Below are 22016 nucleotides of genomic sequence, written 5' to 3'. Positions count from 1 at the left end.
GGCCCTGCAACGATAAATCCGCATGATTGATCGCGCGCGCCTTGAAGAAATCCTCGATGAAGCGGGGCGTATTGCGATGCGGCTGTGGCCCGGCGACGGGCACGAAGTCGCCAGTTGGGAGAAAGAGCCCGGCAGCCCTGTTTGCGAAGCCGATATCGAAGTGGATGGGTATCTGCGCCAGCAATTGGGGCGGCTGCTGCCATCGGCCGGCTGGCTATCCGAAGAAACCGTCGATGATCCCGAAAGGCTGGGCAAGGGTCTGATCTGGCTGGTCGATCCGGTCGACGGGACCCGCGACTTTCTGCGCGGGCGTTCGGGCTGGTGCGTTTCGGTCGCTCTGATCAGCGAAGGAAGGCCCCTGATCGGCCTGCTGGAGGCGCCTGCGCGCGGGGAAAAATGGGTCGCGGTCGCCGGAAAAGGCGCGTGGCGCAACGATCAGCGGCTGGCCGCCTCTACGCGCGCCGAACTGGTTGGCGCGCGCGTACCCGCCGTATCGCTTCAACCAGTCGACCAGATCTTGTCTATGGTCGATCAGCCCAACTCGATTGCATTGCGCGTGGCGATGGTGGCGGCTGATGAGGCTGATCTTGTTGCGACGCTGCGCTGGGGGTTCGAATGGGACATCGGTGCCGCCACGCTTATTGCGCGCGAAGCAGGGGCAACCGTGACCGACGCATTCGGCAAACCGTTTGCCTATAACAAGCGCGATCCGCGTGCTTTCGGGATGATGGTGAGTGCGCCGGCGATCCACGAAGCGGCTGTCGCGCACCTCGCCGAACGGGCGCAGGCTATCGCTGCCCCTTAAAATTCCGCCGCCAAGGAAAAAGGGGCCGACCGCAGCCGACCCCTTTCGCAATTCCACAAGTGGTGATGCTTACTGCGCGCGCTGCGCTGCTTCGACATCTTCCTGCGTGATCGGGATGATCTTGATTTCGACGCGGCGGTTAAGCGCGCGGCCCTGCGCCGTTGCATTGTCTGCGATCGGCGCTGTTTCGCCGAAACCTTGCCAGCGAATACGGGCCGAGCTGACGCCGCGAGATGACATGTAATTGGCCACCGCTTCGGCGCGTTGTTCGGACAGGCGCTGGTTGTAGGCGTCCGATCCGCTCGAATCGGTATGGCCGTAAACGTCGATCAGACTATCGGGATATTGCACCAGACTGTTCGAAACGCTGTCCAAAGTCGTCCGGAATGCCGGTTTGATTGTGTAGCTGTTGACGTCAAAGGTCACGCCATCGGGCAGATTGACCAAAATTGCGCTGCCGCCATCGACTTCGGTCACATCCACGCCTGTTCCGGCAGTTTGTTCGCGAAGTTCCTTGATCTGCTGATCCATCTTGTATCCGACAACACCGCCGGCCACGCCGCCTACACCGGCGCCGATAATGCGCCCGGTTTTGCCGCCGATCACACCGCCCAGCAGGCCGCCAAGCACCGCACCGCCAACGCCGCCAATGGCTGTGCGCGAAACTTTGCGTTCTCCGGTATTGGGATCGGTCACACAGCCTGAAACGGTGACCAGCGACAATGCCGCCAAGCTTGATACGATAATCCGTGGGCTCTTCATGGGGTTTCCCCTCCTTGTAAGTTCATCTCTTGCCACATTGCAGCAGAGTGCATGCATTTACGGCTCTCCAACCTTAACCATCTTGGAACGAGACAGTTCCCGGGTCCAGCCTGCCACAACCTTTTACATTTTGACGTGTTGCGGAAAGAGGCGCGTAATCCTGCACGCGCGGGATGGCGCAGGGCCGCTTTTGTGCTAGCGCGGGCCGGTGACACCTTTTCCTTGGCCTGACCTGATCATTATCGGCTGTTTGATCGTATTGAACGGCATCTTCGCGATGTCCGAATTGGCGATCGTATCCGCGCGCACAACGCAGCTGCAAAGCGCCGCGGACAAAGGCAGCGTATCGGCCAAACTGGCGATGTCGCTGGCGGCGGATCCGGGCAAGTTTCTTTCCACCGTCCAGATCGGAATTACCCTGATCGGGATCATTGCCGGCGCCTATTCCGGCGCCAGTCTGGGGGAACCGGTTGGCGAACGGCTGGCATTCTGGGGGATACCGGAAGGCTATGCCGATGATGCCGGTTTTGCGCTGGTGATTGCGCTGACCACCTATTTCAGCCTGGTGGTGGGCGAATTGGTGCCCAAGCAATTGGCGCTGCGCGCAGCGGTGCCGATTTCGCTGGTCATGGCGCGCCCGATGGCGTTTCTGGCGAAGATCGCGGCCCCGTTGGTGTGGGTGCTCGACACCTCTTCCGGATTGCTGATCCGCCTATTCGGCGTGCGTCCGGGCGGTCAATCCTCGGTCACCGCCGAAGAGCTACATATGATCTTTGCCGACGCAACGCATTCGGGCGTGATCGAGGCGGAACAGCACCAGATCCTGTCCGGCGCGGTGCGGCTCGCCGAACGGCCTGTGCGCGAAGTGATGACGCCGCGGACCGAGATTGACTGGATCGATATCGGCGCGAGCGAGGATGAAATCCGCCAGGTGATCGATGACAGCCCGCATTCCTTGCTGCCTGTTGCCGAGGGGTCGCCCGATACGATTTTGGGAGTGATCAAAGTCCGCGAAGTGCTGGCGCTGATGGTCGCGGGCAGAAAAGTGAATCTCAAACGGCTGATGAAGAAGGCAGAGATCGTCCCCGATCAGCTCGACGCGATGGATGCTCTGCGCACTCTGCAACAGGCCGAAATCGCGATGGCCATGGTGCATGACGAATATGGCCATCTCGATGGGATCGTAACGCCGGTGGACTTGCTGACCGCATTGGTCGGCCAGTTTGTCAGCGATCAGGATGAAGGCGATGCCCCTGCAATCACCGAACGGGCGGACGGATCGCTGCTGGTTTCCGGAAGCATGTCGGCTGACGATCTGGCTGAGCGGCTGGGGCTGCAATATGGCCCCGACCGTGAATTTGCGACGGCCGCCGGATTCATTCTGTCAGTGATCAAGAAGCTCCCGCTCGAAGGCGAGAGCTTCGAAGAGCAGGGGTGGAATTTCGAAGTGCTCGATATGGACGGGCGCAAGATCGACAAACTGCTGGTCAGTAGGGTGGAGGAAGAGGCTCTTGATTAGGCCCTCAGTCGCCGGGCGCGTTTGTCTGTTTAGCCTCAGGCGCCGGCGGTCGCATCCGCTCCCTTAGGCTTCCGGCCTAACCGGCCGTCGGGCGGTCGCCCTCTGGCTGCCGCGACCAGGGTTCAGAACAAAGAAAGATTGATGGCTTGGAATGGTCCGGTCCGCCGCAGGACGGACCGCGCGCGCGAGCTTATGCGAGGTAGCCAAGGGACGCGGAGGCGTCCCGCCCGGCGACTGAGGGGCTAAAACAAGAAATCCGGGTAACGCAGTTACCCGGGAATCACCGCCTGGCTATTCTGTCCGTCACCTTCGGGTGCTGCGATAATGTCCCGGGTTACGCGGCCCTTGGCCACATTGTTTGTCTCCGGATCGCCAACGGTAGAACGGATGCCGGGCGCAGAAGTGCCTGCGCGATCGAGCGCGCTTGTTTCAACTGCGCTGCGCGGGGCAGGGCCACCAAACAGAACTTCGAGCGCTTGTTCGGCTGCGGTGCCTTCGGTCGGGCGCGGCGCACCGGGCGCGGGCGGGACCAGGCTGAAATCGGGTGGAACGACCAGCGGTGCCTGACGTTGCACGGCAAATTCGTCAGGACGTTCACGGCCCAGAATGCCGCCGCCGGCGCCGCATGCTGTCAGGACAGTGCAGGCTACGCCGAGTAGGATGATCGTTTGGGTCTTACGCATATTCGCTCTCCACGGGGCCGTTTTACGCGGGCGCCGTCTCGTTGGTCTCACTTTCGTCCTTATCGCGGACGAAGAAGGATCGGGCAAGGATGATTAAAACGCCGATGGTGATAGCCGCATCGGCAACATTGAAAATCAGGAAGGGTCGGAAATCGCCAAAATGCAGATCCGCATAGTCGATGACATAGCCCAGATTATACCGGTCAACGATATTGCCCAGCGCACCGCCAAGGATCAGCGAAAGGCCAAGAATATCGCCAAGTGCTTTCTCGCGCATCATCCACACAAACACGATCAGTGCGATCAGCGCGGTCAGCCCCACCAATAGCCAGCGCATCTCGGGCGATGTCGCTTCGAACATGCCCAGCGAAATGCCGGGGTTCTTGATGAAAGTGAGATTGAAAAACGACAGGATCTCGACGCTTTGCCCTTCCTGATTCAGGCCCAGCGTGTTGAGCACGTAATCCTTCAGCCATTGATCGGCGGCGAATATCGCCATTGCAACAACGAGGCCGATCAGCCGCGGCTTGGTCAGAATATTGGTCATGCGTTGGCATCCATTTCAGCGACAACGCCGTCGCAGCGCCCGCACAGTGCACCATCCTCGGTGACTTCGGGCAGCAAACGCCAGCAGCGGCCGCATTTATGATCGGATGTACGCGAGACTGTCACGCCATCCCCTTGGCCGCGAGTGACTGTCGCGGTGATGAACAGATCGGCAAGCTCGGCATCGGAAAAGCCCGCGGGGACTGCACTTTCGGGAACGATGATATCGGCCTCGAGACCCGAGCGGATGGTTTTTTCGCGGCGCAGCGGCTCAATCGCTTCGGTCACGGTTTCGCGCAGTTCGCGCAACGCGTCAAAGCGGGTGGCCAGCGCCTCATCGGGCCATTCGCCGGGGAGCACGTGCAATTCTTCCAGATGGATGCTGTCCCGGTCGGGGAAGCGCGTGCTCCAGACTTCCTCCGCTGTGTAAACCAGCACGGGCGAGATATAACGGATCAGCGCCTGGAACAGGATATCGAGCACGGTGCGATAAGCGCGGCGTTCCAGCCCTTTCGGATCGTCGCAATAAAGCCGGTCCTTGCGCACATCGAAAAAGAATGCCGACAGGTCTTCATTGGTAAACTCGGACAGCGCCCGGACATATTCGTTGAAATCGAAATCGTCGATCGCGCGGCGCAGATTCGCGTCGAGCAGCGACAGCCTGTGGAGCATATAGCGCTCCAGTTCGGGCATATCGGCGAAATTCACCGCCTCTTTATCGTAGTCAAAATCACCCAGCGCGCCGAGCAGGTAACGGAACGTATTGCGCAGCTTGCGATATGTGTCGCCCACGCCTTTGAGGATTTCATCGCCGATCCGGTGATCTTCGGTGAAATCGACGCTCAGCGCCCACAGCCGGATAATATCCGCGCCGAATTGCTCCATCACCTTGTTCGGATCGGTGGTGTTGCCCAGCGATTTGGACTGTTTGAAACCCTTGGCGTCCATGGTGAAGCCGTGAGTCAGAACTGCCTTATACGGCGCTCGCCCGCGCGTCCCGCAGCTTTCCAGAAGGCTCGACTGGAACCAGCCGCGATGCTGGTCGCTGCCTTCCAGATAAAGATCGGCGGGCGATTGCAGTTCGGGCCATTCATCCGATTCGAGCACGAATGCATGCGTTGATCCGCTGTCGAACCATACGTCGAGAATGTCGGTGACCATCTCGTAATCGTCCGGATTGCGATCGGGGCCGAGGAATTCGGCGGCACGCGCTTCTTCCCAAGCATCGACGGTTTCGGCTGCGATGGCTTGCTGGATGCGCGCATTGGCCTCTGGGTCGACCAGCAATTCGCCCGATTCGCGATGGACAAACAACGCCAGCGGCACGCCCCATGCGCGTTGACGGCTGATCAGCCAGTCGGGGCGCCCTTCGACCATGGAGCTGAGGCGGCGGCGGCCCTTTTCGGGGACGAAGCGCGTGTTCGCGATCTCTTCCATCGCCCGGCCCCGCAAGGTCGGCGCGCCGTCAATATGCCCGAGCTTTTCGTCAATCGCGATAAACCACTGCGGCGTACACCGATACACAACCTTGGCTTTGCTCCGCCATGAATGCGGGTAGCTATGCGCATAATCGGCGCTGGCCGAGAGCAGCGCGCCCGCTTCGCGCAGGTCTGAGCAGATCGGACCCTCGGGCGAATTGAACGGCTTGTTGATCACGCTGCGGCGGCGTTCCTTGCCATCGGCGTCAACATCATCCGCGCCGAGCCACAGCCAGTCATCGCGATATCGCCCGTCACCCATCACCGCGAAGACCGGATCAATCCCATGCGCGCGGCACAGATCGAAATCGTCCTCGCCGTGATCGGGCGCCATATGGACGATGCCCGTACCGCTATCGGTGGTGACAAAATCGCCGGGCAGCAGCGGACGCGGCTTGGCGTAGAACCCGCCGAGTCGGTGCATCGGGTGGCGCGTGACTGTTCCGGCTAGGTCGGAGCCTTTGAAGTGTAGCTTGCCAACAAATGCGGCAAGTTCAGAATCGGTGTTTGGAATCGAGTCGCCGCTGTCGCGAAAATTCAATCCCGTACGCTTGAGAAAATCTTCCACTAACTTGAAAGCGACAAGATAGTCTCGCCCGTCGTTCGCTCGGACTAACCAGTAACTAACATCCGGCCCATAAGCCAAAGCTTGGTTCACCGGAATCGTCCACGGCGTGGTCGTCCAGATCACCGCATGCGCGCCGACCAGTTCCTCAATCGGCGATTCGACAATCTCGAACGCCACATCGATTTGCGGGCTGTCGGTCAGGTCCTGATATTCAACCTCGGCATCGGCCAGTGCGGTTTCCTCGACCGGGCTCCACATCACCGGCTTGGCCCCGCGATAGAGCTGTCCGGTTTCGGCGAATTTGTGCAACTCGGCGACAATCGCGCCTTCGGCTTCGGGGCGCATTGTCAGATAGGGCTTGTCCCACCGACCGCCGATGCCCAGCCTTTTGAGCTGTTCGCGCTGAACATCGACCCATTTCTGCGCATAGTCGCGGCATTCCTTGCGGAATTCCTTAGGCTCGACCTCGTTCTTGTTCTTCTTTTTCTTGCGGTAGAGTTCTTCGATCTTCCATTCGATCGGCAGGCCGTGGCAATCCCAGCCGGGAACGTAAGGCGCATCCTTGCCCAGCAGGCTTTGCGTGCGCACCACCGTGTCTTTCAGTACATGGTTCAGCGCATGGCCGATATGCATATCGCCATTGGCGTAGGGTGGGCCGTCATGCAGGATGAATTTCTCGCGGCCTTCACGCGCCGCACGCAGTTTTTCGTACAGGCCAATCTCTTCCCAGCGCGCCAGAATTCCCGGTTCCTTCTGCGGAAGGCCGGCTTTCATCGGGAAGTCGGTTTTCGGCAGGAAAACCGTGGGTCTGTAGTCACGCGTTTCAGTCATTACCGAGCGCCGTTAAAGGAAAGCGTCGCGCGGGGGAAGAGCGCTTTCGTGTCACGCCGGTTTCACTGCCTTTCACGACGGCGCTCCAGCCCGGCATTGGCCTTCGCAATGTCGTCTGCGCTGCGCAAATCGCGATCGGGGTAGAGCGCGGGGCCAATTGTCCAGATGTCGTCCACCCAGACATAGCCATTAAAGCTGCGCGGAATGTCGCCGAGCTGTTCGGGCAGCGTCAGCCCGGTATTGAGTTCGTTCGACACATGCGGGCCGGTCACGATCACGCGCGCATTCACTTCGGCCATTCGCGAGGTCAGCCGGTTGGGCCAGCCCCAAAACAGGAATTGCCGGTTAATCGGAATGATCAGCGTTCCGTTCTCGCAGCTTGCCGGAACGATGCTGGTCCAGCCATAGGCAATGTAATCGCTGGTGCATTGCTTGGCGGCTTCGGGGCTCCACGCCCAGGCATCGGGGTACAGCTCGCGAATACGCGCGACGGGGGGCGCATCGCCGTAGAAAGAATCGCCTTCTGCAACCGGATCGCGGCCAAGATCCTTCAGCACGGCGGCGAGCATATCCGCCTCTGCTGCGGCGGCCGATTTGAAATTGAACATCACGCGTTTGCCCGCGGGCAGGTAACGCACAATCTCTTTGATCGATTGGATCCGGCTGTTGGGGGTGCCGCGTAGCGGGAAGGTTTTGCCGTCATCGGCGGTGTAACCATACCCTGCATCAAGCGCTTGCAGTTCAGCCAGCGTAGCCTCGCGCACCGGCCCCGTGCCATCGGTGCGGCAATCGAGCGTCCAGTCGTGAAACGCGACCAGCTCTCCATCGGCGGTGGGGGCAATATCGATCTCGACCATTTCCGCGCCCAGCCGTGCGGCGCGAACCACACCGAATCGCGTATTCTCGACAAATTCATGCACTGGCTGTTCGATTCGCGTGGCGGTGCAGGTGTCTTGCTCCACCCCGGCGCGGTCGAAATGTTGCGATATGCCGCGATGTGCGATCAGTTTGACCGAACCGCCCGGTGTGTCTGCCAGCCAACTGGCGTTCATCACGGTCAGGACCAGAAATGCGATGGCGGCAAATGTGCCGATTCTCGTCAGCCAGATTTTCATGCCAGTATCTGCGCTGCCTTTTCACAATCGCGGTCGATCTGCTCCATCAGCGCATCCATCGTTTCAAATTTCGCTTCCTGTCGCAGGAAGTGGTGAAAGCTGACCTCGACTTCCTGCCCGTACAGATTGCCGGAAAAATCGAAGAAATAGGGCTCGAGCAATTCCTTGGGCGGGGAAAATTGCGGGCGGATGCCGATATTGGCCGCGCCTTTGAGTTCCTGCCCGGTGGCGAGGATGCGCCCGGTCACCGCATAGACCCCGAATTTGGGCCGCAAATAGCTTTCGATGGATAGATTCGCGGTGGGATAGCCGATTTCGCGCCCGCGCTTGTCGCCATGCTCGACAATTCCGCGGATCGCGAAAGGGCGGGTCAGCAGGCGTGCGGCTTCCTGCGGATCGCCATTGCGCAGCGCCTCGCGAATGCGGCTCGAAGAGATAACTTCATCGGAATCGCCGACCGGGCCGATTGTACGCGCGCGGATTTCATGCTGCGCGCCGACTTCGGCCAGCACCTGCGCATTGCCGCCGCGCGCTTTGCCGAAAGTGAAATCTTCGCCGGTGACCACGCCTGCCACGCCCAGATGTTTGGCGAGAAGGTCTCCGATAAAATCCTCGGCCGTGGTCGAAGCCAGCGCCTTATCGAAATGCAGCACCAGCATCGCGGTGGCGCCCGCTTCGAGATAGAGTTCCTGCCGTTGTTCGAGCGTGGTCAGCCGGAACGGTTCGGCATCGGGTTTGAAAAAGCGCACCGGATGCGGATCGAATGTCGCAACAATCGACGGCCGGCCTTCCTCGCGCGCCCAGCGGATTGCCTCTCCCGCGACCGCCTGATGCCCTTTGTGAAATCCGTCAAAATTGCCCAGCGCAACCACTGCCCCGCGCAGCGATTCGGGAACCGGTTCGCGGTGGTCGAGCCATCTCATTCGGCCGTATCCGTTTCTTTGGGCAGCGCGGATGCGGGCTTCAGCCCTTCGGAAATCACGCGGATCGCATTGCCGCCCATGATCGCGCGGATTTCCTCCTCGCTGAAATCGGCCTTGAGCAGCGCGTCGGTGATATGGACCAGCCCCGTCGTATCGAAACGCGTTGTGACGGTGCCGTCAAAATCGCTGCCCAGTGCGACATGTTCAACGCCCACCAGATCGCGAATATGTTTCATCGCAGTGACGATTGCGGCGGGCGAGGTGTCGCACACCGCGCCCTCCCAATAGCCGACACCGATGACCCCGCCGGTTTCGGCCACTCCGCGGATTTCGTCATCGGTCAGATTGCGATTGACCCCGCATGTCGCCTGCACGCCGCCATGGCTGGACACCACCGGGCGCGTCACCATCGCCAGCAATTCTGCGGTCGCCGTTTTGCTTAGGTGAGCAATGTCGACGATCATTCCCTTGGCTTCCATTGCTTTCACGATCTTGCGACCAAAGGGTGTCAGGCCGCCTTTCTTCTCGCCATGCATCGATCCGGCGAGTTCGTTGTCGAAAAAATGGGTGAGGCCCGCCATGCGGAAACCCGCATCATGAAGCGCATCGAGATTTTCCGCCTTGCCTTCAAGATTGTGCAATCCCTCAATGCTCAGCAGCGCGCCGACGGGCTTGTCCTCCGCTTTGCTGCGGAAAGCGAGCAGATCGGTCAGCTCGGGATCACCGCTCACTTTGCGCAATTGCTCCGGCGATTGCTCGACCGCGTCATCCAGCTTCTTCGCGTGGTAGAGCGATCGCTGCAGCAGCGAATTCCACGTATGCGTGGGTTGCAGCTGCCCGATCACCAGCAGGGTAATATTGTCCCCTTCGGCGCTGTTGCTGTCGTAATTCTGGTCTTTCGGGGTCTTGGTGACGCTGGAAAAGACCTGCAGCGCGACATTGCCGTCTTTGAGCCGGCCCAAATCCATATGGCCGTAATCAACCGAATCGAGCAGATTGCGCTTCCACATCAGCGTGTCCGAATGCAGATCGACGATGGTCAGCGTGGCGTGCAGCGCTTTGGCCTCTTCGCTCACCGGATCGAGCGGTTTGCCGTCGACCACATTCATGGTGCTGTCGAAATAGCGCGGCGCGAACAGGAAGAAGGCCGCCGCAAGGACAAGCAGCAACAGCGCGAGAATGCGCAGGATTTTTTTCATGTCGGGTCTCGCGTGTAAGTGAGATAGGAAAAGGCCGGGCGCTCGCCCTGCGCCGGATGGTCTTCCTGCGCAGCAAGCGACCATGGGGCATCGGGCGCATCCATATATGTGTCGCCGTCATATTCGGCATGAACCTGGGTCATTTCGATCCGGTCAGCCTCTTTGGAAAACAGCCGATAGATTTCCGCTCCGCCGATGATCGCTATCGCGTCCTTCCCCGCAAGCATCAGCGCTTCGGCGCGCGAATAGACCGGCTCCGCGCCATCCGCGGACCATTCCTTGTCGCGAGTCAGAACAATATGGCGGCGCCCGGGAAGCGGCGACGGGAAACCTTCAAAAGTCTTGCGCCCCATGATCATCGCATGGCCCATTGTCAGTTGTTTGAACCGCTTGAGATCTGCGGGAATATGCCACGGAATCTTTCCGTCTTTGCCGATCACGCCATTGCTGGCGCGTGCATAGATCATGAAAGTGCCGCTCGCTTGAGCCACCCTAGCTGTCCCACACAAGCTTCGTGGCGTGCCCCATCTTGCGTCCGTCGCGAGCCTGCCTCTTGCCGTAAAGATGCAAATGCATACTCGCTTCGGAGAGCATTTCTTGCGCGGTGTGCACATCCTTGCCGATGATGTTGCGCATCTCCACCCGCGGGGCGATGGTTGCCGTGTCGCCCAGCGGCAATCCGGCAATCGCGCGGATGTGATTTTCGAACTGGCTGGTGGCTGCGCCCTCGATGGTCCAGTGCCCCGAATTGTGAACGCGCGGCGCCATTTCGTTGAAAATCGGGCCATTGGCAGTGGCAAAGAATTCGCATGTCAGAACACCGACATAGTTGAGCGCCTGGGCAACAGCCGCCGCAAGCTTTCGCGCAGGCCCAACCTGTTCTGCAACCCGCTCGCTCGCCGGAACGGTAGAGGTCGCCAAAATTCCGCCTTCATGGACATTTTCCGCGCTATCCCAGAAGCGCACTTCGCCGTCCTGCGCGCGCACCAGAATGACCGAGAATTCCGCGAAGAAATCGACAAACCCTTCGTAGATTGTCGGCGTATCGGGCAGACGCATCCCTTCGGCATCGCGCGCGGAATTGATCCGCCACTGGCCTTTCCCGTCATATCCATCGCGGCGGGTCTTGAGGATCCCCGGCGTGCCTATCCGCTCGATCGCGGCGAACAGGTCTTCGCGCGAATCCACCGTTGCATAGGCTGCGGGCGTGCCGCCTAGCTGATCGACAAAGCGTTTTTCGTTGAGCCGGTCCTGCGCGGTTTCCAGCGCGCGCGGATGCGGGAATATCTGGTTCTCGATCGGCGCCAGCGGTTCGACCGGGACGTTTTCAAACTCCCAAGTGATCACGTCGCATTTCAGGGCAAAGGCAGCGAGCGCTGCGCGATCATCCCACCTGTTGCAGAAGAAATCATTGCTGACCTGAGCGGCCACGCTGTCGCGCTCTGGCGCATAGGTAATACAGTCATAGCCAAGCTGCGCGGCGGATATTGCCGTCATCCGTCCGAGCTGGCCGCCGCCCAATATGCCGATTGTCCCCCCGGGTTTGATCATCAGTCGACTGGCCGCTCCGCCACGGCATCGCTTCGAGCCGCGCGCCACGCCTTGAGGCGACCGGTCAGATCCGCATCGCTTCCGGCCAGTATCGATGCAGCCAGCAATCCGGCATTGGTCGCGCCCGCCTCTCCGATCGCCAATGTGCCGGTGGGTACACCTGCGGGCATCTGGACAATCGAAAGCAAGCTATCCAGCCCCGACAGGGCCTTCGACTGGACGGGCACGCCCAGCACCGGAAGATGTGTCATCGCTGCGATCATTCCCGGCAAATGCGCCGCGCCGCCCGCGCCTGCGACAATGACCGCGATCCCTTCATCCGCCGCGCCTTTGGCGAAGTCGGCCATCCGGTCGGGCGTGCGGTGCGCCGAAACGATCCGCACGTCGGTTTCGACGCCCAGCTCGCCCAGCACATCGGCTGCATTCTTCATTGTCGGCCAGTCGGACTGGCTGCCCATAACGATAGCAACTTTTGCCATCACATATCCTTCAAATAGCGCCGTTCGCCCGGCTGCATATTCGTGTCAAATTCATAAATAATCGGTTGCCCTGTGGGAATTTCCAGGCCGGTAATGTCATCGTCCGAAATGCCCGAAAGGTGCTTCACCAAAGCGCGCAGCGAATTGCCATGGGCCGAGATTATCACCGTTTCCCCGCTTGCGAGGACGGGCAGAATATCGCTTTCCCAATATGGCAGAACACGCTCGATTGTCAGCTTGAGGCTTTCGGTATTGGGAATATCGATCCCGGCATAGCGCGGATCGGCTGAAAGATCATACTCACCGCCCGCTTCCATTGGCGGGGGCGGGACGTCAAAACTGCGGCGCCAGATATGGACCTGCTCGTCGCCATGCTTGTCGCGCGTTTCCTGCTTGTTGAGGCCTGTCAGGCCGCCATAATGGCGTTCGTTGAGCCGCCAGTCCTTGGTGACCGGAAGCCACAGACGGTTCATTTCCTCCAGCGCCAGATTGAGCGTCTTGATCGCGCGGGTCTGGAACGAGGTGAAGCATGTTGTCGGCAGCACGTTCTTCTCTGCCATCAGCGCGCCGGCGGCTTTTGCCTCGGCAACGCCTTTCTCGGTCAAATCGACATCCCACCATCCGGTGAATCGGTTTTCGAGGTTCCACTGGCTTTGGCCGTGGCGGACGAGAATGAGTGTAGGCAAGGGAGACTGCTCCTCAGCAGATGGATGTGCGTTTGGGAGCGCTTGGCGTTAGCTTTCCCCGCGTGATTTGGAAAGGCTGCTTTTGGGAAGAGATTCTTTGCCAGAACCGCCCATTTCACGCGCTTGCGCCTTTCTGCGGCGCAGATTTTCCCGCAGCTTGGCCGCGAGGCGCTCTTCCCGCGCAGTTTTTGGATCGGGCTTTGACATTACCGAAACCTATTGCCGCTATTGGCGCTTCTGCTCAAGCCCCGCTATAAACTGTGGCTTGACTTTGCACGGCGCGGCGACAATAGCGCGCGCCTTGATCGGAGCGCTGCTGTAGCTCAGTGGTAGAGCGCGTCATTGGTAATGACGAGGTCGGGAGTTCAATTCTCCCTAGCAGCACCATCACTTCCATCGAATCGCCGTGACAACTTGACAAACCGAGCGATTTTGCTCGCTCTTCCCAACTTCGCTGAGTTGATCTATGTCGCATATGCGGCCACGTCGAAAACGGGGCTGAAAGCGAGACCGGAAAAGCAGGCTCGTCATTTGATCGCAGGGAACACTATTGGCCAACTAAATTAAAAAGGGGCTAGGTGATCGACTTTTTCGATGAGATGCTAACTGATAACAAGAGCGCGCATGTCGGCTCTGTTCGAGAGCCATTTTCCACATATGGGGGCTGGTTGGATAATGAAGATCCGGCCCGCATTCTGCAAAAGTCCGCCCAGGCGGAAGCGTTTTTCCGGACTACAGGGATTACCTTCAACGTCTACGGCGAAGAGGATGCCGACGAGCGGCTTATTCCTTTCGACGTGGTCCCGAGAATTATTTCTGCGTCCGAGTGGCGAAGGCTTTCGCGCGGGATAGAGCAGCGTGTGCGCGCGATCAACGCGTTCCTGCACGATATCTACCACCGGCAGGAAATATTGCGGGCGGGCCGCATTCCGACCGAGTTAATTGCCAATAACGCCGCGTTCCTGCCGCATATGGTGGGCGTCAATCCGCCGGGTGGAGTCTACACCCATATCGTGGGCACCGATATCGTGCGCACCGGGCCCGACGAGTTCTTCGTTCTGGAAGACAACGCCCGGACGCCCTCGGGCGTGTCGTACATGCTCGAAAACCGCGAGACGATGCTCCAGATGTTTCCCGAGCTGTTTTCACGAATCGCAGTCCAACAGGTTAGCGATTACCCGACCAATTTGCGCCGTTCGCTCGCCGCGTCTGCGCCAGACGCGTGCACCGGCAAACCAGTGGTCGCGGTCCTGACCCCGGGCATCCACAACTCGGCCTATTTCGAGCACAGCTATCTGGCTGACCAGATGGGCGCCGAACTTGTTGAAGGACACGATCTTCGCGTCGTTGACGGGCGGATTACGATGCGAACGACGCAGGGTTACACGCCAATCGATGTTATCTACCGGCGGGTCGATGACGAATATCTCGACCCGATGAACTTCAATCCTGATTCAATGCTTGGCGTGCCCGGGATCATGGATGTGTACCGCTCTGGTGGCATCACCATTGCAAATGCCCCAGGAACCGGGATTGCCGACGACAAGGCGCTCTATAGTTACATGCCCGACATCGTGGAATTCTACACCGGAGAAAGGCCGCTGTTGAACAATGTTCAGACGTGGCGCTGCAGCGAGCCTGATCAATTGCAATATGTGCTCGACAATCTCGCTGAACTTGTTGTCAAAGAGGTCCACGGATCGGGCGGGTATGGCATGCTGGTCGGTCCGGCGGCGAGCAAGAAAGAGGTTGAGGACTTCAGAGCCAAGTTAATCGACAACGCCCCCAACTACATCGCGCAGCCAACATTGGCGCTCTCCACTGTGCCGATTTTCACCAAGAAGGGCCTCTCGCCGCGGCATGTCGATCTGCGGCCATTTGTACTGGTCTCGCCGGAACGGATCGACATTACACCGGGCGGCCTAACGCGGGTTGCGATGACCGAAGGGTCGCTGGTGGTAAACAGTAGTCAGGGAGGCGGCACCAAGGACACTTGGGTGCTGGAGGAATAGACGATGCTAGGAAAAACAGCAGGCGGTCTGTTCTGGATGTTCCGGTATCTTGAGCGCACCGAAAACAATGCCCGGCTACTCGATGCCGGCTTTCGGATCGCCTTGACCCGCTCGGCAACGGCCAAATCGGAATGGAAGTCGATTCTAACAACAGCTGGTTCGCTCGAAGGGTATGATGGCCAGCACGATGATTATGAATCGGCCAAAGTGGTCGACTTCATGTTGCGCGATCCAGCCAACCCTTCAAGCGTCATTTCGACGATGAAACAGGCGCGAGACAATGCCCGGTTGGTGCGCACCGCGCTGACCCGTGAAGTGTGGGAAGCGACCAATGAAAGTTGGATGACTCTGAAGCAGATATTGTCCTCTCCGGTTAATGAGCAGGATTTGCCCGACGCATTGGCCACCATTCGGCGGCTGAGCGCGCAGGTGCGCGGTGCTACGGAGGGAACGCTGCTTCGCAATGACGGCTTCAATTTCATTCGCTTGGGTACATTTGTCGAGCGAGCGGACAATACTGCGCGCATTCTCGACGTTAAATACTACCTGCTGCTGCCCTCGATTGCGCAAGTCGGCTCGGCGCTCGACGTAATGCAGTGGGAAACGATTTTGCGGTCAGTTTCCGCGCAGCGCGCCTATCGCTGGCTCAATGGCGCAGAGATCAGCCCGTCCAATATTGCGGAGTTCCTGATCCTTTACCAAAATATGCCGCGGTCCCTGATTTTCTGCAGTCAGAAGATCTCGGACAATCTCGCTAAGCTAGAACAGGACTACGGTGAGAATCACGCTAGTTGTGTTGCCGCAAAGGCGTCTATCGAGCGCTTGCAGAAAAGCACTATTGACGAAATCTTCGATCAAGGGCTGCACGAGTTTATCGAACAATTCACGATGCAGAATGGCCAGCTCGCAACGCAAATCGAACAAGATTACCGGTTTCAGGGATAACAATGCAGCTCTCTGTCAAGCACACAACACACTATCAATATGACGTGCCGGTTGATTACGGCCTGCAACAAGTCCGCCTCACGCCGATGGAGCGGGACGGGCAGAAGGCGCTCAGCTGGGATTTGACGATTGAAGGCGGCAAGAAGGAGCTCGCATTCACGGATCAATACAATAACCATGTCGAATTGATCAGTATTGATCCAGGCGGGAGCGAGATCGCCATAAGCTGCGATGGCGAAATCGAAGTTAGCGAGGCTTCGGGCGTCGTCGGCCCACACAATGGCTATATGCCGCTTTGGAATTTCAAGCGCGAAACCGATTTGACGCAGGGCGGCGCGGGTATTTCCGCTCTGATCGAGCAACTTGGCAGTGATCACAGCGACGACATTGAAAAAGCTCACCGTTTATCGGCGCTGATCGTTGAGCGGGTTCCCTATTTAGTCGGCCGGACCGATGCCGATTCAACTGCCGAAGGTGCGTTGGACGCAGGCGGCGGGGTTTGTCAGGATCATGCCCATATTTTCCTGACAGCGATGCGGAAATTGGGTTTCCCGGCGCGATATGTGTCGGGATATCTGATGATGAATGACCGGATCGATCAAGACGCAACTCACGCCTGGGCGGAGGCTCATTTTGGCGGAATCGGCTGGGTCGGGTTTGATGTGTCAAACGGCTATTCCCCCGATGAGCGCTATATCCGTGTCGCAACCGGCCTCGACTATCGAGATGCCTCGCCGATATCAGGTATGCGATACGGCAACGCCAAAGAGAATATGGTTGTTCAATTGCAGGTTCAGCAGTAATTCGCACGGCGCGGATGATGCGCGACCGCTGGGTAATTAGATAATGACATATTGTATCGGGCTTCGGCTCAATAAGGGTCTCGTTTTCATGTCTGACACTCGCACAAATGCGGGCGTCGATGATGTCTCGCAAGTGTGCAAGATGAAGAGCTGGGAAAAGCCCGGCGAGCGCGTGATCACGTTGTTGTCCGCAGGCAATCTCGCGACGACCCAGGCTGTTGTCAGTTTGCTCGATGAACGCAGCAAAGCACCAGAAGATCGTAGCCCCTCCATACTCGAAGCACCTTCGATGTTCCAGGTCGCTACGATTGTGGGAGAAACTTTGCGCGAAGTTGTGAAGACCTTTGCACCTGAGGGCCAAGAGGCTGCATCGCCCTTTGGCGCAACGCTGATTATCGGCGGCCAGATTAAAGGCAGCGAACCTCGACTTTTTCTGATTTATCCCGAAGGAAATTTCATCGAGGCGAGCGATGATGCGCCCTTTTTCCAGAGCGGTGAAACCAAATATGGCAGGCCGATTTTGGTGAGGGCGTTTAATCCAGAAATGTCCTTTGAGGATGCTGTCAAACTGATGCTCGTTTCTTTCGATTCGACAATCAGGGCGAATCTGGCGGTTGATTTGCCGCTCGATGTTCAAGCTTATGCGACGGACAGTTTCGCAATCACAGCACAGCAGCGCGTCGAGCGTTCCGATCCTTATTTCCAGCAGATTTCGACTGGTTGGGGAGAGGCTCTGCGCAAGGCGTTCGATTCGCTGCCGGATTTTCATTTCGGTTCAGCTGACATGCCGAACTCTTAGCGCGTATGGCATAGGCCCGTTCGCCTTCGGCGAAGTCGGGAGTTCAATTCTCCCTAGCAGCACCATCAATTCCAGAAAATTTTTCACAATTTCGCGATTGCGCCGGATTAAATTCCGCGTGGCGCTCGTTTCCCCTGTGACTGGCCGGCAAATCGCGGCCCAGATCAGCAATTGGAGACGAATTATGAAAAAGACACTCGCAGCCACTCTCGCTGTCGCAATCGGCACGCTGTCGATCACGGCCAATGCTACCGCACCTCTGCTGGCCGAAGAAGCGCTGGCCCGCGAAGAGGAAAAGCGAATCATCACCAGCCCCATTGCAGGTATCGAAAACCGTTTCTGGTTCGACTACCGCGGCGATATCAACGAAGCGCAAAAAGAGCTGGCAAGCGATCTCAATCGTGCCAGCGACATCGAAGATATTCGCGATGCGTGGGAAGAATATACATTCGAGCTGGCCGGAGAGCGCCGCCACTATGTCAAGGAAATGGCAGAGCGCGGTTACCGGATGGGTTCGGTGACCGTCGGTTAAATCCGAACAGCCCCCCTGGGCGGGAAAGGGTCGGCAATGCGCCGGCCCTTTTTTGTGCGCGCTGTAAAGGCGTTGATGGATAGATGCGCTTTCACAAACGCGAGTCCCGCCCTCTTTGGCGGGAACTTAAGTATCCAAGGTCCTCTGGCCAGCTCTCTTGCAAAAGCGGGCCGGCTTTACTGCCAGCCCTTCTCTTTCGCTGCCGCTTCTTGGTCCTGGTCAAGCGCCGGTCCGGCTGCCATCTCCTGTACAATCGCCATCAGATCGGCATCTTCATTGCCTGCCTGGCGGAATTCGGTGCTTTGTTGGTCGCCCGCGCCGCCCGAGTGGCGCAATTGCCAGCCTTCGGTGTCGCGGCAAGCAATGCCCGACGCGTCGGCGCCGCTGAATGCACGGCAAAATTCGCCATCGTCATTCTGGAAGCTCAGCAATATCCGCGTGTCCGCATTGCTGCCTTGTTCGGCAACCAGTTGACTGTCGAGCACGGCCGCCAGCTGGACATCGGCATAGTCTTCTGCCCCGTCGCCACCGCGCGGCAAGAATATCGCAACCGCCAGCGATGCCGCCAGCACTGGTCCGGCGAACCGGCCCCAACGTTTTATCGCGGGGTTGTCATCATTCGCTGCCTTGGGCGTCCGCGCGTCTTTGGCAGCCTGGAAGTCGACAATTTCGGCTTCGCTCTTGAGCGGCGCAGTCAGGTTTTCGGGGAGTTCCTGCTCCAGAATCGGCGCGAAATGCGCGCCCAGCTGATCCTTGAGCGCTTTATGCGCGGCCACTTTGCGCGCCAGCTCTGGATCGGCATCGACCATCGCGGCGATTTCCGCTTCGCGTGCGCCGGTCACTTCGCCATCGGCAAAAGCAGCGAGTTCTTCAGGCGTGATCATCATGATCCGTCTCCCAGAATTTCCATCAGCGCATCGCGCCCGCGCACCAGCCGCGAATTGAGCGTGCCGACCGGGCAGCCGACAATCTCTGCGGCTTCTTTATAGGCATAGCCTTCGACCATCACGAGCAGCACGGCTTCGCGTTGATCTTCGGGCAGCTTTGCCATAGCGCGGTCGACATTGGTCAATTCGACCTGGGCTTCCTGCCCGCCATCGGCACCGACCGAAAGGCCTGCTTCCTCGTCTACAAAGGTCTGGACCCTGCGCGTGCTGGCCCGTCCTTCATCGATATAGATATTGCGCATAATCCGGTACATCCAGCTGTCGAGCCGCGTGCCTTCCTGCCACTTCTCGCGATTGGTCAGCGCGCGCTCGATTGTCATCTGGCAAAGATCATCCCCGTCTGCCGGATTGCCCGACAGCCCGATTGCGAAACGACGCAGCCGGGGCAATATCGCAAGCATATCCTGCTCGAAACGGTTACTCAGTGTCTTTGCCTTCCATGGATTAAACGGATGACCCGGTTCGTTTCATCCATGCTTAATGCAAAATATGGAAAAAAGAACCTATGGCCCGTTTCAATCTCAAACATCTGTTTGCGCTGGCAGCCTTTGTGGTGCTCGGCGCTGCGCCAGTAGCCGCGCAGCTTAGTCTGCCGCCGGTTGGTGTGCCCGGTGCCGGAGACGTGCTGCGCCCTGTGACCAATTCGGTTTCGGATCTGGAGCGCGGCACGCTCGCGCAGGTTGAACGCTTGGCGGAGCAGAGATTGCGCGACATCAACCGGCTCGTGCGCAAGAATCGCGATAGCATTGAACTGGATGCAGAAGGCGCGCCCGCACGGCGTGGTGAATTGCTGGTCATGGGCGTCACCACCGCCGAGATTGCGCGCGCAAAAGCCGCGGGCTTCGCATTGCTGGGCGAAGAACAGATCGAAGGCCTCGATTTTTCGGTAGTGCGGCTTTCGGTGCCAAAAGCAATGAAACTGGCAGAAGCGGAAGCTGCGCTGGCCACTCTGATGCCATCGGCGGATGTCTCGGCCGACAATCTGCATTTCACCCAAGGCAGCACCGCGGTGGCCGCCAATGCGGCAACTGCCTCGCGCGCCGCAGCCTCCAGCATTTCGGTTCCCGTGGGCGTGATCGACGGTGCCGCCGGCTCATCGGTGCCCGTTGTTTCGACACGCGGATTTGCCGAAGGCGCGCCGGTGCCCAGCAATCACGGCAGCGCGGTTGCGTCTTTGCTCAGGAAAACGGGCGTGCAAACCATCCATGTCGCCGATGTTTACGGGACCGATCGCGCCGGCGGCAACGCGCTCGCCATAGCGCGCGGGCTGGGCTGGCTCACTTCCAAAGGCAGCCGTGTTGTCACGATCAGCCTGGTTGGGCCGCGCAATACGGTTGTGCAGCGCGCGATCAGCGCAGCGCAGCGCAAGGGTGTCGTCGTTGTCGCTGCAGTGGGCAATGATGGCCCTGCCGCCCCGGCCGCTTATCCCGCTTCCTATTCGGGTGTGGTTGCGGTGACCGGTGTGGACCGCCGCAATCGTGCCTTGATCGAGGCGGGCCGCGCGCTGCATCTCGATTATGCTGCCCCTGGGGCCGATGTCTATGCGATCAATGCCAAGGGGAAGCGGATCAAGGTTCGCGGTACGTCCTTTGCAACCCCCCTGGTCGCCGCGCGGGTCGCGGCCGCCCTGTCGCGCGGGACAAGCTGGCGCGGGACTCTCAATGCGCAAGCGGTTGATCTGGGCAAAAAGGGCCCCGATGCCACTTATGGCAACGGCCTGGTTTGCGGCGGCTGCGCGCAAAAATAAGCGCGCCTCACAAAAAGTTTCCGGCCGGATGGATTAAACCAGACACCCGATCCGTTGTGTCCTTGAGCGGTGACTAAACCCGCTGTGATTTGAAGGAAGGACATACCATGAAAGCTCTACTTTTTGCCGCATCGGCACTCACACTCATCTCGGTTCCCGCGCAGGCACAATTGCTGGGCGGCAGCGGTGGCCTTGGCGGCGGTTTGGGCGGCGGCCTCGGCGGGTCGATTACCTCGGGCATCGACACGGCAACTCCGGTTCGCACGGTTAAACGCACGGTGCGCACAACAACCGATTCGGTCGAAAGCACCACGCGCGCTGCAGCCCAGGGCGAAGCGGACGCAAATGCCAATCAAAGCGTGGACACCCGCAATGGCCGGGCCAGTGCCAATGGCAACGCAAACGCAGGATTGACGGGCGGCGTTTCGCAGCTCGCAAGCATTCCCATGACCACTTCGGGCGCGACCGCGTCGGGTAACGCCGAAGCTTCGGGCAATGGCAGCGCAGAAGCGCAGCTGATTGGCACCGATGCTGTGCGCGGCGCGGCAAATCGCGGTGTTTCGCAAGCGCGCGGTGCGATCGGCACAACGCGCAGCGTCGCCGGATCTGCTGTTGGTCAGGCGCGCGGCGTTGCTGGCGCTGCAACATCTGCCGGCGCATCGGGCGAAGGTTCGGGTGAAGCGAGCGGCAATGGCAGCTTGATGTCATCGCCGCTGGCGGTGGCCGGAAGCAGTGCCGCCAATGGCCAGGGCGCTTTCGGTGTCGCGCCGGGCATGCCTGTTATTGCGCCCAGCGGACAGCGGATTGGCAAGGTCCGCGAGCTTATCGCCAATGGCCGCGGTCAGGTGCAGCAAGTCCTGGTCGAAGCAAATGGCACGCGTTCGCTTGTTCCTGCCAACCAGTTCTCGACCAGCGGAAACGCCTTGGTGATGGGTTCTGGCGAGGCCGAAGCCAGCAACAATGCTGACGAACCGGAAATGCAGCAGCCGGATAGCGATACCGCTGCGAAGTAAGACAGCGGACCAACGGGAAGAGCATCCGGACCCTCCAATCCGGGTGCTCTTTTCGTATCTGCAATCGGCGCGC

22 protein-coding genes and 1 tRNA gene are annotated in these 22016 nt (G+C 59.3%); 10 read left to right on the top strand and 13 right to left on the bottom strand.

All coding sequences use genetic code 11. The features are described 5' to 3' along the window. Nucleotides 1-22 precede the first annotated feature (22 nt). Complete coding sequence (locus GRI41_RS10820; protein WP_160605014.1) at nucleotides 23-805, top strand: 3'(2'),5'-bisphosphate nucleotidase CysQ; 783 nt, start codon at nucleotides 23-25, stop codon at nucleotides 803-805. Nucleotides 806-874: 69 nt separating this feature from the next. Here the strand turns inward: GRI41_RS10820 and GRI41_RS10815 are convergent, their stop codons facing one another. After that, nucleotides 875-1567 carry an OmpA family protein gene (locus GRI41_RS10815; protein WP_160605013.1) on the bottom strand — a complete coding sequence of 231 codons (693 nt, stop codon included), beginning with the start codon at nucleotides 1565-1567 and terminating at the stop codon, nucleotides 875-877. Nucleotides 1568-1775: 208 nt separating this feature from the next. On the opposite strand from GRI41_RS10815, the gene GRI41_RS10810 reads away from it, so the two are divergent. Further along, nucleotides 1776-3086, top strand: coding sequence for a hemolysin family protein (locus tag GRI41_RS10810; RefSeq protein WP_160605012.1), 1311 nt, complete (start codon nucleotides 1776-1778; stop codon nucleotides 3084-3086). A gap of 269 nt (nucleotides 3087-3355) precedes the next feature. Here the strand turns inward: GRI41_RS10810 and GRI41_RS10805 are convergent, their stop codons facing one another. From GRI41_RS10805 to gpmA, 10 genes are all read right to left on the bottom strand, one after another. Beyond that, nucleotides 3356-3769: a DUF3035 domain-containing protein gene (locus GRI41_RS10805; protein WP_160605011.1), complete on the bottom strand. Its 414-nt coding sequence runs from the start codon at nucleotides 3767-3769 to the stop codon at nucleotides 3356-3358. Nucleotides 3770-3791: 22 nt separating this feature from the next. Beyond that, nucleotides 3792-4316 (bottom strand): signal peptidase II, encoded by a 525-nt coding sequence (gene lspA, locus GRI41_RS10800; RefSeq protein ID WP_160605010.1) that lies wholly within the window; start codon nucleotides 4314-4316, stop codon nucleotides 3792-3794. After that, nucleotides 4313-7192: an isoleucine--tRNA ligase gene (ileS, locus tag GRI41_RS10795; RefSeq protein WP_160605009.1), complete on the bottom strand. Its 2880-nt coding sequence runs from the start codon at nucleotides 7190-7192 to the stop codon at nucleotides 4313-4315. Before ileS ends, lspA begins: the two co-directional genes overlap by 4 nt. 62 nt (nucleotides 7193-7254) lie before the next feature. Continuing rightward, the gene (locus tag GRI41_RS10790) at nucleotides 7255-8307 is read right to left on the bottom strand and encodes a glycerophosphodiester phosphodiesterase family protein (RefSeq protein ID WP_160605008.1); all 1053 of its coding nucleotides are present in this window, start codon (nucleotides 8305-8307) and stop codon (nucleotides 7255-7257) included. Beyond that, entirely contained in the window at nucleotides 8304-9230 is a 927-nt protein-coding gene (locus tag GRI41_RS10785; RefSeq protein ID WP_160605007.1) for a bifunctional riboflavin kinase/FAD synthetase, read from the bottom strand. The genes GRI41_RS10790 and GRI41_RS10785 overlap by 4 nt, the downstream gene beginning before the upstream one ends. After that, the gene (locus GRI41_RS10780) at nucleotides 9227-10429 is read right to left on the bottom strand and encodes a dipeptidase (RefSeq protein ID WP_160605006.1); all 1203 of its coding nucleotides are present in this window, start codon (nucleotides 10427-10429) and stop codon (nucleotides 9227-9229) included. Before GRI41_RS10780 ends, GRI41_RS10785 begins: the two co-directional genes overlap by 4 nt. Further along, a complete protein-coding gene (locus tag GRI41_RS10775) occupies nucleotides 10426-10896 on the bottom strand; it encodes a dihydrofolate reductase (RefSeq protein ID WP_160605828.1) in 471 nt (156 codons plus the stop codon). Before GRI41_RS10775 ends, GRI41_RS10780 begins: the two co-directional genes overlap by 4 nt. A gap of 25 nt (nucleotides 10897-10921) precedes the next feature. After that, entirely contained in the window at nucleotides 10922-11980 is a 1059-nt protein-coding gene (locus tag GRI41_RS10770) for a 5-(carboxyamino)imidazole ribonucleotide synthase (RefSeq protein WP_160605005.1), read from the bottom strand. Next, the gene (gene purE, locus GRI41_RS10765; protein ID WP_160605004.1) at nucleotides 11980-12459 is read right to left on the bottom strand and encodes a 5-(carboxyamino)imidazole ribonucleotide mutase; all 480 of its coding nucleotides are present in this window, start codon (nucleotides 12457-12459) and stop codon (nucleotides 11980-11982) included. The genes GRI41_RS10770 and purE overlap by 1 nt, the downstream gene beginning before the upstream one ends. After that, nucleotides 12459-13145: a 2,3-diphosphoglycerate-dependent phosphoglycerate mutase gene (gene gpmA / locus GRI41_RS10760; RefSeq protein ID WP_160605003.1), complete on the bottom strand. Its 687-nt coding sequence runs from the start codon at nucleotides 13143-13145 to the stop codon at nucleotides 12459-12461. The genes purE and gpmA overlap by 1 nt, the downstream gene beginning before the upstream one ends. Before the next feature lie 312 nt (nucleotides 13146-13457). On the opposite strand from gpmA, the gene GRI41_RS10755 reads away from it, so the two are divergent. The 6 genes from GRI41_RS10755 to GRI41_RS10730 all read left to right on the top strand — a co-directional run bounded on the left by GRI41_RS10755 (nucleotide 13458) and on the right by GRI41_RS10730 (nucleotide 18236). Continuing rightward, nucleotides 13458-13532: transfer RNA gene (locus tag GRI41_RS10755), tRNA-Thr, on the top strand. A gap of 212 nt (nucleotides 13533-13744) precedes the next feature. Then, nucleotides 13745-15157 (top strand): circularly permuted type 2 ATP-grasp protein, encoded by a 1413-nt coding sequence (locus tag GRI41_RS10750; protein ID WP_160605827.1) that lies wholly within the window; start codon nucleotides 13745-13747, stop codon nucleotides 15155-15157. 3 nt (nucleotides 15158-15160) lie between these two features. Then, on the top strand, nucleotides 15161-16102 hold the full coding sequence (locus tag GRI41_RS10745; RefSeq protein ID WP_160605002.1) for an alpha-E domain-containing protein: 942 nt from the start codon (nucleotides 15161-15163) through the stop codon (nucleotides 16100-16102). Nucleotides 16103-16104: 2 nt separating this feature from the next. Beyond that, nucleotides 16105-16905 (top strand): transglutaminase family protein, encoded by an 801-nt coding sequence (locus GRI41_RS10740; RefSeq protein ID WP_160605001.1) that lies wholly within the window; start codon nucleotides 16105-16107, stop codon nucleotides 16903-16905. Between the two features lie 43 nt (nucleotides 16906-16948). Continuing rightward, a complete protein-coding gene (locus tag GRI41_RS10735; RefSeq protein ID WP_160605000.1) occupies nucleotides 16949-17704 on the top strand; it encodes a peptidase in 756 nt (251 codons plus the stop codon). 184 nt (nucleotides 17705-17888) lie between these two features. Continuing rightward, the gene (locus tag GRI41_RS10730) at nucleotides 17889-18236 is read left to right on the top strand and encodes a hypothetical protein (protein ID WP_202388796.1); all 348 of its coding nucleotides are present in this window, start codon (nucleotides 17889-17891) and stop codon (nucleotides 18234-18236) included. Between the two features lie 176 nt (nucleotides 18237-18412). Here GRI41_RS10730 and GRI41_RS10725 read toward each other — a convergent pair whose 3' ends face one another. Both GRI41_RS10725 and GRI41_RS10720 read right to left on the bottom strand, forming a co-directional pair. Next, on the bottom strand, nucleotides 18413-19123 hold the full coding sequence (locus GRI41_RS10725) for an anti-sigma factor family protein (protein ID WP_160604999.1): 711 nt from the start codon (nucleotides 19121-19123) through the stop codon (nucleotides 18413-18415). Next, the gene (locus tag GRI41_RS10720; RefSeq protein ID WP_160604998.1) at nucleotides 19120-19584 is read right to left on the bottom strand and encodes a sigma-70 family RNA polymerase sigma factor; all 465 of its coding nucleotides are present in this window, start codon (nucleotides 19582-19584) and stop codon (nucleotides 19120-19122) included. Before GRI41_RS10720 ends, GRI41_RS10725 begins: the two co-directional genes overlap by 4 nt. Before the next feature lie 104 nt (nucleotides 19585-19688). Between GRI41_RS10720 and GRI41_RS10715 the strand changes: the two genes are divergently transcribed. Both GRI41_RS10715 and GRI41_RS10710 read left to right on the top strand, forming a co-directional pair. Beyond that, complete coding sequence (locus tag GRI41_RS10715; protein WP_160604997.1) at nucleotides 19689-20930, top strand: S8 family serine peptidase; 1242 nt, start codon at nucleotides 19689-19691, stop codon at nucleotides 20928-20930. Between the two features lie 107 nt (nucleotides 20931-21037). Then, nucleotides 21038-21943, top strand: coding sequence for a hypothetical protein (locus GRI41_RS10710; protein WP_160604996.1), 906 nt, complete (start codon nucleotides 21038-21040; stop codon nucleotides 21941-21943). The last annotated feature ends 73 nt before the right edge of the window (nucleotides 21944-22016 follow it).

The organism is Pontixanthobacter aquaemixtae (assembly GCF_009827395.1).
GTDB classification, from domain to species: domain Bacteria; phylum Pseudomonadota; class Alphaproteobacteria; order Sphingomonadales; family Sphingomonadaceae; genus Pontixanthobacter; species Pontixanthobacter aquaemixtae.
The sequence above is the reverse complement of the archived record's forward strand: the minus strand, read 5'-3'. Positions and strand labels throughout refer to the sequence as shown.